This is a genomic window from Streptomyces sp. NPDC014870 (assembly GCF_043081505.1).
GTDB lineage: Bacteria > Actinomycetota > Actinomycetes > Streptomycetales > Streptomycetaceae > Streptomyces.
In genome coordinates, this window is the sequence record NZ_JBIBWQ010000004.1 from 59553 (window position 1) to 73464 (window position 13912).

6 protein-coding genes are annotated in these 13912 nt (G+C 74.0%); 3 read left to right on the plus strand and 3 right to left on the minus strand.

From position 1 onward, the window contains the following. The first annotated feature begins 6 nt into the window (after positions 1 to 6). Both ACF09C_RS12810 and ACF09C_RS12815 read left to right on the plus strand, forming a co-directional pair. Positions 7 to 9153 (plus strand): amino acid adenylation domain-containing protein, encoded by a 9147-nt coding sequence (locus tag ACF09C_RS12810; RefSeq protein ID WP_392091499.1) that lies wholly within the window; start codon positions 7 to 9, stop codon positions 9151 to 9153. Continuing rightward, a complete protein-coding gene (locus tag ACF09C_RS12815; protein WP_392091500.1) occupies positions 9150 to 10409 on the plus strand; it encodes a serine hydrolase domain-containing protein in 1260 nt (419 codons plus the stop codon). Before ACF09C_RS12810 ends, ACF09C_RS12815 begins: the two co-directional genes overlap by 4 nt. A 56-nt stretch (positions 10410 to 10465) precedes the next feature. On the opposite strand, the gene ACF09C_RS12820 is transcribed toward ACF09C_RS12815, so the two are convergent. Both ACF09C_RS12820 and ACF09C_RS12825 read right to left on the minus strand, forming a co-directional pair. After that, complete coding sequence (locus tag ACF09C_RS12820) at positions 10466 to 11107, minus strand: LuxR C-terminal-related transcriptional regulator (RefSeq protein ID WP_392091501.1); 642 nt, start codon at positions 11105 to 11107, stop codon at positions 10466 to 10468. Beyond that, entirely contained in the window at positions 11098 to 12159 is a 1062-nt protein-coding gene (locus tag ACF09C_RS12825) for a sensor histidine kinase (protein WP_392091503.1), read from the minus strand. Before ACF09C_RS12825 ends, ACF09C_RS12820 begins: the two co-directional genes overlap by 10 nt. Before the next feature lie 281 nt (positions 12160 to 12440). On the opposite strand from ACF09C_RS12825, the gene ACF09C_RS12830 reads away from it, so the two are divergent. Beyond that, on the plus strand, positions 12441 to 12953 hold the full coding sequence (locus ACF09C_RS12830; protein ID WP_392091504.1) for an ABC transporter ATP-binding protein: 513 nt from the start codon (positions 12441 to 12443) through the stop codon (positions 12951 to 12953). On the opposite strand, the gene ACF09C_RS12835 is transcribed toward ACF09C_RS12830, so the two are convergent. Then, positions 12950 to 13792 carry an ArsR/SmtB family transcription factor gene (locus ACF09C_RS12835; RefSeq protein WP_392091505.1) on the minus strand — a complete coding sequence of 281 codons (843 nt, stop codon included), beginning with the start codon at positions 13790 to 13792 and terminating at the stop codon, positions 12950 to 12952. The two genes, ACF09C_RS12830 and ACF09C_RS12835, sit on opposite strands and share 4 nt — an antisense overlap. Positions 13793 to 13912: the final 120 nt, after the last annotated feature.

Below are 13912 nucleotides of genomic sequence, written 5' to 3' on the forward strand. Positions count from 1 at the left end.
AAGCGGATGACCCAGCACGACGAGATGTTCGCGTCGGTACCGGCGCACCTGCGGGCGGAGCTGATGCGTCGCCTCGCCGGCGAGTCCGGCTCCGAGGACCTGCCGATCCCGGCCACCGCGCGCGACGGCGGCCCGCTGCCGATGTCGTCGGCGCAGGAACGGCTCTGGTTCCTCGCCGAACTGGAGCCGGACAGCGCCGAGTACAACACGCTGCGCGCCCTGCGGCTGCGCGGCGACCTCGACACGGCGGCGCTCGCCGGCGCGCTCGACCGGGTCGTACGGCGGCACGAGACGCTGCGGACCACGTTCGACGCGGTCGACGGCCGCGGCGTCCAGGTCGTGCACCCGCACACCGGCCGGGAGCTGCCCGTCGTCGACGTGTCGGGGCCCGACGCCCAGGCCGCCGTCGAGCGCTTCCTCGCCACCGAGATGAACACGCCCTTCGACCTGCGCACCGGGCCGCTGCTGCGGCCCGCGCTGCTGCGCGTGGCCGCCCGCGAGCACGTCCTCGTCCTGGCCATGCACCACATCGTGTGCGACGGCTGGTCGACCGGTCGGCTCCTGGCCGAGCTGGCCGCCGGCTACGACGCGGCGGTCGGCGGCAGCGAGGCGGACCTGCCGCCCGTGCCCGTGCAGTTCGCCGACTTCGCCGCCTGGGAGCGCGAGCGGTCCGCCACGCTCGACGAGCAACTCGGCTACTGGCGCGACCGGCTCGCCGGGATGCGCACGGCCGACCTGCCCACCGACCGGCCCCGGCCGCCCGTCCGCACACCCGCGGGCGCGATCCTGCCGGTGGAGATCCCCGCCGACGTGCTGGCCCGGCTGCGCGAGGTGAGCCGCGGCAAGGACGCGACGCTCTTCATGGCCCTGGTCACCGTCACCAAGGTGCTCCTCGCCCGCTACTGCGGTGAACCCGATGTCGCGGTCGGTACGGTCACCCTCGGCCGGCAGCGGCCCGAACTCGAGAACCTGATCGGCTTCTTCATCAACACCGTGGTCCTGCGCTCCCAGGTGGACGAGGCGCGGTCGTTCGCGGAGCAGCTCGGCGAGGTGCGCACCGGCCTGCTGGAGGCGTTCGCCCACGACGAGGTCCCCTTCCAGCGCCTCGTCGACACCCTGCGGCCCGAACGGGACGCGTCCCGGCCGCCGCTGGTGCAGGTCATGGTCAACCTGCAGAACATGGCCGACACGCTGCCCGCCTTCGAGGGCCTGGACGTCACCGAGATCCAGCCGCCGGTCGAGGTCGCGAAGCTGGATCTCACCTTCGACTTCTACGAGGACGCCTCCTCGCTGGTCTGCTACCTGGAGTACAGCACCGACCTCTTCGACCGGGAGACCGTGGAGCGGCTCGGCGGCCACCTCGTCACCCTGCTGCGCGCGGTGGCCGAGCAGCCCGCGGCCCCGCTCGCCGGACTGTCCCTGCTGACCGCCGACGAGCTGCGGACCCTGACGGCCGACTGGCAGGGCCCGGCCCTCCCGGCGGCGCCCGCGCGGACCCTGCACGCGATGTTCGACGAGCAGGCGGCCCGTACGCCCGACTCCGTCGCCGTGAGCGACGGCAGCCGGCGGCTCACGTTCGCGGAGCTCGCCGCGCGCGCCGACCGGCTCGCGCACCACCTGATCGCCGCGGGCGTCCGCCCCGGTGTGCTGACCGGCGTCTGCCTCGGCCGGAGCGTGGACGCCATGGTCGCCCTGCTGGCGGTGCTCAAGGCCGGTGGCGCGTTCGTGCCGCTCGACCCCGAACACCCCGCGCAGCGGCTCGCCATGATGCTCGGCGACGCCGCCGCCCCGGTGCTGATCACCGACTCGGACGCGGCGGGTGAAGGACCCTGGACCACGATCAGGATCGACACCGACCAGGAGCTGATCGCCCGCCGGCCCGCCACCCCGCCCACGACGGACGCAGGACCGGACGACCTCGCCTACGTCGTCTACACCTCCGGCTCGACCGGCCGCCCCAAGGGCGTCATGGTCAGCCACCGCAACGTCGCCCACATGATGCGCGCCTGGGACGCGCGCTACGACCTGACCGGTCTGAAGGGCCGCTCCCTGTCGGTGTCCAGCCTGGCCGTGGACCTGTTCTTCGGCGACTTCCTCATGTCCGCGATGTACGGCGGCGAGATGGTGATCTGCCCGGCGGACGTGGTCACCGACCCGCCCGCCCTCGCCGCGCTGATCTCCGAGACCCGTCCCCACCTCCTGGTCACCACGCCCTCGCTGGCCAAGGCGGTCGCCCAGGAGCTGTCCTGGACCGGGGGCCGCGCCGACTCGCTGCGCGTCCTCGCGGTCGGCTCGGAGGCCTGGCTGGCCGACGACGCGGCCGCCGTCCTGGAGGCGCTGTCGCCCGACGCCGTCGTCACCAACAACTACGGCGCCACGGAGACCACCGTGGACTCCACGACGTACCGGCTCCGGGCCGGCGAGCCGGTCCCCACGGCGATCGTGCCGGTCGGCCGGCCGCTCGGCGACACCCGGACGTACGTGCTCGACAGCCGGCTGCGTCCGGTACCCGTCGGGGTGCCCGGCGAGATCCACATCGGCGGCGGCGGGGTGGCCCAGGGCTACTGGAACAGGACCGAACTGACCGAGCAGCGGTTCGTCGACGACCCGTTCGGCGGCGGGCGGCTCTACCGCACCGGCGACATCGGACGCTGGCGCCCCGACGGCGACCTCGAATACCTCGGCCGCGCCGACGACCAGGTCAAGATCCGCGGCTTCCGGGTGGAGCTCGGCGAGGTCGAGGCCGCGCTGCTGCGCCACCCCGGCATCGCCGCCGCGGCCGCCGCCGTACGGGCCGACGCGGCAGGACGCGACCGGCTCGTCGGGTACGTGCGCGCCGACGGCACCCCGCCCACACTCACCGAACTGCGGGAGTTCCTCGCGGGGATCGTCCCCGACCCGGCGATACCCTCCGCCCTCGTCGTCCTCGACGAGCTGCCGATGACCCCGAGCGGCACCCTCGACCGCAAGGCGCTGCCCGCCCCGACGGCCACCGAGCAGGCCGCGGGAGCCCCCGTACCCCCGCGCGACCGCACCGAGGCCGAACTCGTCGCGATCTGGGCCGAGGTGCTCGGCCTCGAAGCCGGCACGGTCGGCATCGGCGACAACTTCTTCGAGCTCGGCGGCGACTCGATCGTCGGCCTGCAGGTCGTCTCCCGGGCACGCCGGGCGGGCCTGCGGGTGACCGCCAAGCACATCTTCCGGCACCAGACCGTCGCCGAACTCGCCGCCGTCGTCCAGGTCGAGGACGCGGAAGCGGACCGGCCGGCGGTGGTGCGGGCGCCCGCCACGGCGGCCGTGGGCGACGTGCCCCTCACCCCGGTGCAACGCTGGTACTTCGAGGAGTACCCCGAGGGCGCCGCCCACTTCAACCAGTCGATGTTCGTCGACCTCGCACCCGGCACCGACCCGGCCGCCCTGCGCACGGCGGTCACCGCGCTGCTCGGCCACCACGACGCGCTGCGGCTGCGCGCGGTCGCCGCCGACGGCACATGGCGCCAGCACTGCGCGGACACCGAGACCGGCGAGCCGTTCCGCACGGTCGACCTGTCCGGACTTGACGCCCCCGCCAGGGAGCGGGCCGTCCTGGAGGCGGTCACGGCGGCCCAGACCGGCTTCCGGCTCGACACCGGACCGCTGCTGAGCGCGGTCCACTTCTCCGGCGCGCCCGAGCCCGACCGGCTGTTCGTCACCGCGCACCACCTGGTCGTCGACGGCGTCACCTGGCGGGTCCTGCTCGCCGACCTGGAACTCGCCCACGGACAGGCCGCCCGCGGCCTGCCGGTCTCCCTCCCGGAGAAGACCACCGGCTTCCGGGAGTGGGCGACGCGGCTGACCGAGGCCGCCGCGTCCGGACGCTTCGACGACGAGCGGCCGTACTGGCGGGCCGTGGAGGCCGCGTCCGCCGCCTGCCCGCCCCTGCCGGGCGACGACGGCGCGGCGCCCGACACGCTCGCCCACGCCCGCACCGTCGAGACCGGTCTGGACGTCGAGTTGACCCGCGCCCTGCTGCGGGACGTGCCGGCGGCGTACCGCACCCAGGTCAACGACGTCCTGCTCACCGCGCTCGCGGCCGTGCTCGCCGACTGGACCGGCGGCGAGGCCGTCGCGGTCGAACTGGAGGGCCACGGCCGGGAGAACCTCTTCGAGGACCTCGACCTGTCCCGCACGGCCGGCTGGTTCACCACGCTCTTCCCGGTCGTGCTGCCGGTGGCGGGCGAGGACTGGGGCAGCCGCCTCAAGGCCGTCAAGGAGACCCTGCGCGCGGTCCCCGAGGCCGGCATCGGCTACGGCGCCCTGCGCCACCTCACGGAGAACTCCGGCCTCGGCGGCGCCCGTTGCCGGGTCGGCTTCAACTACCACGGCCACTTCGACGTGGCCGGCGGCGACGGACTGCTGCGGTCCTGGCGGCCCAGCCCCGCCCCCGACCGCGGCGCGGAGCTGACCCGTCCGAACGCCCTGGAGATCACCGGCATGGTCCGCGACGGCCGGCTCGAGTTCTCCTGGGAGTACTCCGCCGCGCTGCACGACGAGGCCACGATCGCCGGCCTCGCGGCCCGCTTCACCGAGGCGCTCGCCGCCCTCGTGGCGCACTGCGCCACGGCAGGCGGACGGACCCCGTCCGACTTCCCGCTGGCCGGGCTCGACCAGGCCGGTGTCGACCGGATCGCCGGGGACGGCCGCACGGTCGAGGACGTCTACCCGCTCACGCCGATGCAGAGCGGCCTGCTGTTCCACTCGCTCGACGCGCACGAGGACGACATCTACCTCACCCACCTCGGGCTCGTCCTCGACGGTGTCACCGACCCCGCGCTCCTCGCCGAGGCCTGGCAGCGGGTCGTCGACCGCACGCCCGTCCTGCGCACCGCGATCGTCGACGCCGACGGGGGACGCCCCCTGCAGGTGGTCCACCGGGACGTCCGGCTGCCCGTGGTCGTCGAGGACTGGTCGGCGCTGAGCGAGCCCGAGCAGCAGGAGCGGATCCGCCTGCTGGCCGAGGCGCCGGTCGAACCGCTCGACCTGGCCCGGCCTCCGCTGCTGCGGCTGCACCTGGCCAGGCTCTCCGCGTCCACCGTCCACCTGCGCTGCTCCTCGCACCACCTCCTGCTCGACGGCTGGAGCTTCGCCGACGTCCTCGGCGACGTGTTCGCCGAGCACGCCGCGCTCAGCGGACGCGCGGTCGCGCCACCGCGCCCGCGCCCCCCGTTCAGCGCGTACGTGCGCTGGCTGGACGAGCAGGACACCGCCGCCGCGCAGGCGTACTGGACCGACCTGCTCGCCGGGTTCTCCGCGCCCACCGAACTGCCCTACGACCGCGCACCGCTGCGCTCGCACCAGTCCCGCGACACCGGCCACATCGACCTCGCGCTCACGGCGGAGGAGACCGCACGCCTGGAGGGCTTCGCGCGGGAGGCCCGGGTCACCGTCAACACCCTCGTCCAGGGCGCGTGGGCCCTGCTGCTGTCCCGGCACAGCGGCGACCGGCAGGTCTGCTTCGGCACCACGGTCGGCGGCAGACCCGCCGAGCTGCCGGGCTCCGAGGACATGGTCGGCCTGTTCATCAACACCCTGCCCGCCCGGGTGACCGTCACCCCCGACAGCGAACTGCGCGGCTGGCTCCGCGAGATCCAGGAGCAGCAGGTCGACAGCCGCCAGTACGAGTACGCCTCCCTCGCCCAGGTCCGGCGCTGGGCCGCGGTCCCGGCCGGCACCGACCTCTTCGACAGCTGCGTGGTCTTCGAGAACTTCCCGTACGACGAACACGCCGCCGAGCGCCACGGGCTCGCCGTACGGTCCCTCGCCGGTCTTGAGACCTCGAACTTCCCGCTCACCTGCGTCGCCCATCTCGTCGACGGACTCCATCTGCGGGTCGGCTACGACCCGCGCCTGTTCGACGACGCCACCGCGCACCGCTTCGCCGGTCATCTGCGCGGCATGCTCGACGCGATGGTGGCGGCGCCCGGCGTCACGCTGCGGCAGCTGCGCATGGTCCGGGGCGACGAACACCGGCTGCTGGTCGAGGAGTTCAACGGCACCCCGTCCGGTTACCCCGACCGGTGCCTGCACGAGCTCTTCGCGGAGGTCGCGCGCGAGCACCCCGACCGGCCCGCGGTCGTCGCCGGCGACACCCGGCTCACCTACGCCGAACTGGACGCCGCCGCCGACCGGCTCGCCCACGAACTCGCCGACCGGGGCGTCGGCCCCGAGGTGCCCGTGGGCATCTGCCTGCCGGGCGGCGCCGAGATGGTCACCGCCATGCTCGCGATCCTCAAGGCGGGCGGCGCGTACGTGCCGCTCGACCCCGGGTACCCGGCCGAACGGCTCGCCTACCTCTTCCGCGACTCGGGCGTGCCGGTGCTGCTGACCAGCTCCGCGCTCGCGCCAGGACTGCCGCCCACCGGCGCCCAGGTCCTGCTGGTCGACGAGCTGCGGCCGTCGGCCGTCACCGGACCGCCGCTCGCGCGCACGGTCCAGGACAACCTCGCCGTGCTCGTCTACACCTCGGGCTCGACCGGCACGCCCAAGGCCTCCATGGTCACCCACCGCGGTCTCGTCCGGCTCGTGCGCGCCGCGGGCGAGCACACCTTCGGCGACGCCGCCACGGTCGCCCAGCACCACTCGATCTCGTTCGACGCCGCGCAGAACGAGCTGTGGCAGACCCTCCTGAGCGGCGCCTGCCTGGCCGTACGGCCGGGCGACTTCCGCTCGGTCGACGAACTCGACAAGTTCCTGCGCGACCACGAGGTCGAGGCCATGTCGTTCTCGGCGGGCTTCTTCCACGCGGTCGCCGACACCGACCCGGGCATCCTCGCCGGGCTGCGCAGGGTCGTCGTCGGCGGCGAGGCGCTCTCCGCACCGCACTGCGCCCGCGTCCTCGACCGGCTGCCGGACCTGCGGATCGTCAACGCGTACGGGCCCACCGAATGCTCGGTGACCGCGACCTGCTTCCCCGTGGAGCGCGGCGGGCGCCCCGGCCGGACCGTGCCCGTCGGCCGGCCGACCGCGGACACCCGGGTCTATCTCCTCGACCGGGACCTGCACGTGGTGCCGGTGGGCGTGACCGGGGAGGCGTACCTCGCCGGGGACGGCGTGTGCCGCGGCTACCGCGACCGGCCGGCGATGACCGCCGAACGGTTCCTGCCCGACCCGTTCGGGAGGCCCGGCTCCCGGATGTACCGCACCGGCGACCTGATGCGCCGACGCGCCGACGGCAGCCTGGAGTTCGTCGGCCGCACGGACGACCAGGTGAAGCTGCGCGGCTACCGCATCGAGCTCGGCGAGATCGAGCAGGCGCTCGCCGAGCACCCGGACGTGGCACGGGCGGCCGTGATCGTCCGCGAGGACCAGCCGGGCCGCCGACGCCTCGTCGGGTACGCCGTCTCGGAGCAGGACCCGGCCGAACTGACCGCGTACCTCACCGCCCGGCTGCCCGAGTACATGGTTCCCGCCGCGCTCGTCCGGCTGGAGCGGATCCCGCTCACCCCGCACGGCAAGGTCGACCGCCGTGCCCTTCCGGAGCCGGCCGCCGCCGCGACCGGCCGGGCCACGGTGGCGCCCCGCACCGCCGACGAGCGCACGATGGCCGCGATCTGGGCGGAGGTGCTCGGCGTGGCGGAGGTCGGGGTCACCGACGACTTCTTCGACCTCGGCGGCGACTCGATCCTCTCCATCCAGGTCGTGTTCAAGAGCCGCCGGGCGGGCCTGCAGGTCTCCTCCAGCGACCTGTTCCGCCACCCGACCGTCGAGCGGCTCGTCGCCGCCGCGGGCTCGGCCCGGCAGGTCGCCGCCGTCCAGGACGCCGAGGTCGGCGCGGTCCCGCTCACCCCCATCCAGCACGAGTACTTCGCCCGGGAGCCGCTCGCCCCGCAGCACCTCGCCCAGTCGGTCCACGTCGAACTCGCGGCGGACACCGACGAGGCGGCGCTGCGGGCCGCGCTCGCCGCGGTCGTCGCCCACCACGACGCGCTGCGGATGCGGTACACGCGCGACGAGGAGGGCCGCTGGGCGCAGTGGAACGCCGCCGAGGAGACCGGCGACCTCGTCGAGCGGCACGACCTCTCGGGGCTGCCCGACGAGGAGCTGCTCCCGGTCATGAACCGGATCGCGGCGGCCGCCGACCGCGGCTTCGACCTGGCCGCGGGACCGCTGCTGCGCGCCGTCCTGTTCGACCTCGGCCCCGACCGGCGGGCGCGGCTGCACCTGACCGTGCACCACCTCGTGGTCGACGCGGTGTCGTGGCGGATCCTCAACCACGACCTGGACCTCGCCTACCGGCAGGCCCACGACGGCGAGCCGATCGACCTCGGCGCCAAGACCTCCTCCTTCCGGCAGTGGGCCACCCGGCTCGCGGCGCACGCGGCCGACGGCGGCTTCGCGGACCAGGCCGCGCACTGGGAGGCCGTACCCGAGCCGGCGCCGCTGCCGGTGGACGGCCCCGGGCCGAACGTCGTGTCGTCCCGGCGGATCCTGCCGGTGCGCCTCGAACGGGCCGAGACCTCGGCGCTGCTGCACGTGGCGCCGGGCAGGTTCCGGGCCAGGGCCAGCGACGTGCTGCTCGCCGCACTGGCGTGGACGCTGTGCCGCTGGTCGGGCGAGGACCGGCCGGCGATTGAGATGGAGGGCCACGGCCGTGAGGAGATCTTCGACGACGTCGACCTCTCCCGTACCGTCGGCTGGTTCACCAGCTCCTACCCCGTCGCGCTGACCGTCCCCGGACGCAACCACGGCGAGGCCGACTGGCCGGCCGTCGTCCGCTCGGTCCGGCGCGGCCTGCGCGCCGTCCCCGGCAACGGGCTCGGCCACGGCGTCCTGCGGCACCTCGCCGGAACCGGCACACCCGCTCCACACACCCCCCCGGCCGTGCTGTTCAACTACCACAGCCAGACGGAGGAGATCACGCGCACGGCCGACCGCTCGCTCTTCCACGCCTTCCACGACCCGATCGGCCAGGAACAGGACGAGCGGGAGAAGGTCGTGCAGGCCCTCGAAGTCGTGGGTGCGGTCGAGGACGGCCGGCTCGGCTTCGACCTCTACTACTCGGTCAACCTGCACGAGTCCGGCACGATCGCGCGGCTCGGCGCCGAACTCACGGCGGCGCTGCGGTCGATCGCCCTCCTCTGCGACCCGGCCCTCGGGACGGAGGACGCCCGGTGAACGAGCTGCTCGCGGAGTTCGCGCTCCGGCACGGGGTACCCGGCGCCCAGGTCGCGGTCTGGCGGGACGGCGACCTGCGCACCGCCGAGACGGGGGAGGAGGAGGCCGGATCCGGACGGCCGGTGACGGCGGCCACGGCGTTCCCGCTCGGCTCGCTCACCAAGCCGTTCACAGCGACCCTCGCCGCGCTGCTCGTGGCCGACGGCGAGGTGGACCTGGACGAGCCCCTGGCGGAGCAACTGGCCGAGCTGCGCGCGGGACCGGAGTGCACGCTGCGCCAGGTGCTCAGCCACACCGCGGGCCTCGCCGCCAACACCGCCGAGCTTCCGCCCGGCACCTCCCGCGCCCGCTGGCTCGCCCGCCACGCGCCCGATCTCGCCGTGCACGCGCCCGGCACTGTCTTCTCCTACTCCAACCCCGGGTATCTGATCGCCGGCCGACTGGTCGAGGAGATCACCGGGCTCGACTGGGACGAGGCCGTGCGGACGATGCTGCTCGGCCCGCTCGGGCAGGACGCGGAGGGGACCGCCCTGGGCCATCTCGTCCGCCCGGACGGCCCACCCCGGCCGATCAAGGAGCAGTCCGTGCCGCCGCTGGAGGACCCGGCCGCCGGACTGCGCGCCTCCGCACGCGACCTCGCCGTGTTCGGCGCCGCGCACCTGGGCCTCGGGCCCGGCGCGGCCCTGCTCGACGCGGAGACCGCGGGCGCGATGCGCGAGGACGTGACGGCGGGGCTCGCCGTCGGCGCCCACGGCCTGGCGGGCGGCTGGGGCGCCGGATGGTCCCGGTACGGCGCCTGGTTCGGCCACGACGGCACCGGCGACGGCGCGTGGAGCCACCTGCGCGTGAACCCGGAGACCCGGACCGTGGTGGCGCTGACCGCCAACGGCAGCACGGGCGCGCGTCTGTGGGAGTCGCTCATCGCGCGGCTCGGCGCGTCCGGCCAGGAGGTCGGCGACCACCCCCGGGACACGGCCGCCGCGACGCCGGCGCCGGCGCCGCCGGAATGCGTGGGGCGGTACGTGAACGGCGACTGGTCCTGCCGGGCCGAGGCCCGGGACGGTGCACTCCTGCTGTCGGTCGCCGGAGCGGAGCCGGTCCCGCTCCTGCTCGGCGAGGACCTCTCCTTCCGTACGCCCTCCGACGGCGGCCCGCGCACGGCGCTGCCGTACCTCGGGCGGTTCCTGCGCGACCCGTCGACCGGCCGGGTCGACCGGCTGCAGCTGAGCGGGCGGCTCTGCGTCCGGCAGGGATAGGCGGGGACGGCGGTGGGCCCTGTCGTCGGACGGGTCCACCGCCGAGCCGTCCACGGTCAGCGGGCCTCCAGGTAGGTCAGCACGGCCCGCACCCGCCGATGGCCGGAGTCGCTCTCGGTGAGCTCGAACTTCGCGAAGATGTTGCCGATGTGCTTGTGCACGGCGTTGTCCGTGATGGAGAGCTTCCTGGCCAGCGTGGCGTTGTCGTGGCCCTCCGCCATGAGCGCCAGGACCTGTCGCTCCCGGCGGGTCAGCGTGGACAGCGGCTGGGTCCGCCGGGCGAGCAACTGGGCCACCACGTCGGGGTCGAGCGCGGTGCCGCCGGCGGCCACCCGGTCGAGCGCCGCCAGGAACTCGTCGATCCGGCTGATCCGGTCCTTGAGCAGATAGCCGACACCGCCGCCGCTGCTGGAGAGCAGCTCGGAGGCGTACAGCTGCTCGACGTACTGGGACAGGACCAGGACCGGCAGGCCGGGATGGAGCCGCCTGGCCTCGATCGCGGCCCGGATCCCCTCGTCACGGAACGACGGCGGCAGCCGTACGTCGACGAGGGTGACGGCCGGCCGGTGCCGGTCCACCGCGGCGAGGAAGCTCTCGGCGTCGGTGGTGACCTCGGCGACCTCGTAGCCGGAGCTGGTCAGCAGCAGCTCCAGACCGGTGGAGAGCAGGACGTTGTCCTCCGCGATGACTACCCGCACGGCAGCTCCACGGTGATCGTGGTGGGTCCGCCCGACGGGCTGACGACCGTGACACGGCCGTCCAGGGCCTGCGCGCGGCCCCGCAGACCGGTCAGCCCGCCGCCGCTGTCCTCCCGCGCGCCGCCCACGCCGTTGTCGGTGACGACGACGGTCAGCAGGTCCTCGCCCCGCCACACGCGCAGCCCCGCCTCCGTGGCCCCGCTGTGCTTGGCCACGTTCGTGAGCGCCTCCGCGACCACGAAGTAGGCGACCGCCTCGATGGCCGCCGGGATCCGGTGCAGCTCGCCGATGTCGATCGAGACCGGGACCCCGCCGCGGGCGGCGACGGTGCGCAGGGCCCCCGGCAGTCCGCGGTCGGCGAGGATGGGCGGATAGATACCGCGGAGCACCTCGCGGAGTTCGACCATCGCCTCCTCGGTGACCTCGGTCGCCTCGCGCAGCATCCGGACGACGGTGGCCGGGTCCCGGTCGAGGCACCGCCGGGCCACCGCGAGCCGCATGGCCACGGCCACCAGCCGGGCCTGGGTGCCGTCGTGCAGGTCGCGCTCGATCCGCCGAAGCTCCGCGGCGTGCGCTTCTAGCGCGTCGGTACGGGTGCGGGTGAGCGTCGCCACGCGGTCGGCGAGCACCTGCGTACGCGACGAGGCGAGCGCGGCGAGCGTGAGGCGGGCGTACACCGTGGCGAGCGGCGGCAGCGCCAGGCATCCGACGGCGAACACCACGTTGCCGACCGACGGGCCGACGACGATGTCGCGCCAGCCGAGCACCGGGATGTCCAGCACCGTCTGCGGGTTCTCCCGCGCCGGAAGGACCCAGGACAGCAGGGGAGTCCACATGATCAGGAGCGCGTTGCCGACGCAGATGACCGCGGCGATCCCGCTGGCGACCCCGAGCGTGATGTGCAGGGCGAGCCACCGCAGGTACCGGGGCAGGTCGATGGTTTCCGCGCGGACCTGACGGTCCAGCAGCCGGGCAGCCCGCTGTCGATGCCATTCGGCCCACGACTGACGCATACTCGGGTGACAGAGCAGCAGAAAGGAGAACAAACTCATGCTGGCCGTGGTGAATTCGCCGAGGAGATAGAGCATGGAGTGCAACGGCGGCGCCAGGGAACGTGTCGGAGCAGAGCGCGAGGCTTCGCGCGTTACAGCTGGCTGTAGTTCTTTCCGGGCGGTGGAATGTATGGGCTCCGCACCCTTGAACGCCCTAACATGCTGGTCAGGCCGAGTGTCGGGAACGAGAGGTGGAGAAACTCGGCCCCTCTCCGCCGGTTGGGAACGGGGACGGCGGACAGGTTGCACAATTGACCTCCCGAGCGTCGAAAGAGACCACCATGACTGAACAGCGTCCGGCTCTCGAGCTCTCTCATGCCGGCACGATCGGAGCCGGGGGCGTCGAGTCCGGACACGGGATCGAGAATGTTTCCTTCGCGTGCGCGAGCGGTACGTGGACGGCGTTGGCGGGGCCTGAGGGCGCGGGAAAGACGGGTGTTCTGCGGTGCGCGGCGGGTCTTGATCCGCTGACGGCGGGCGAGGTCCGGCTGGCCGAGGGGCTCCGGCTCGCGCATGTGGGTCTGGTGCCGGTGGCGGAGCGGCCGGCGCAGACGCGCGCGGCGGAGGTCGTGCTCGCGCTCGCCGGCACCCCCGATGTGCTGCTGGCCGACGATCTGACCCGCGGACTTGCCGCCGTCGACGCGGCGGCGGTCCTGGATCTGCTGCGCGACGCGGTGGACCGGCGGGGACTCTGCGTCGTGGCCTCGGCGTCGGACCTGGCCTCGCTGGAGAGGGCCGACACGGTGGTGCTGCTCGCCGAGGGGCGCGTGGCCGAGATACGGGTCATGCCTTAGCCGCGGAACCTGGAGCCGCTCCTCGGCCCGTCCGCCCCGGGGCTGCCCTGGCCGCCCGGGTCGCCCGCCGAACCGGTGGCCTCCGCGTGCAATTTCCGCTGCAGGAGCGCGAGTCCGAGCGGGGTGAGGGTGTGCATCGCGGTCGTACGGTTGCGCAGGGTCGTGATCAGTCCCGCCTCGCGCAGCACGGTGGCCTGCTTGCTGGCGCCGGAGAGGGAGATGCCGAGCCGGTCGGAGAGGTCGCCGGTGGTGCCGCTCTCGGACAGTGCGCGCAGGGCCGCCGCGCGGGTGGCTCCGACCAGGGCGGCCAGTGCCCGGTCGCCGTCGCTCTCCGACTCCTCGGAGGGTGCTTCCAGATCGTGGAGATCGAGCGGCACGGAGAAGACGAGCGCCGGCAGGCTGGACTGCCGCTCGGAGCGGACGAGGACGACGGTCTTGTCGGGGAGGAAGAGCGAGGGGCTCAGGATCAGTCCGCGTCCGTCGAGCGTGATCTCCAGGTCGAGGTGGGACGCGATGCGCAGTTCCGAGGCCTCCCAGGTCACTTTGGGGTGCAGGCCCGCGAGCAGGAACTCGACGCCGTTCGTGATGGCCATCCGCCCGCGAGCGTCCCGCTCGGTCTCGAGGCGGGCCCGCATCTGCGACCAGTAGGGCAGGATCGCGGCGCTGCAGAAGAGGAAGACGACCTGGGCCAGGCGGCGGGCCCGGGCGCGGACGGCGGGCGGCACCGACTCGGCGTCGGCCCCCTCCCGCTCGAGTAACCACAGGAGGTCGGGAACGGCCTGGTACTGGGAGACGACCTCGCCCACGGCGGGGAGGTCGTCGCCGAGTCGCTCGCGCACGAACTTGTGCCAGCCTAAACTCCCGCGGGCCCGCTCACGTCCGAAGTGATGAAGTGCGAAGACCGCTTCGGACACAGGCCCTAAAGTATGGACCATTCTTAGCCGTTGGATGTCTTCGCC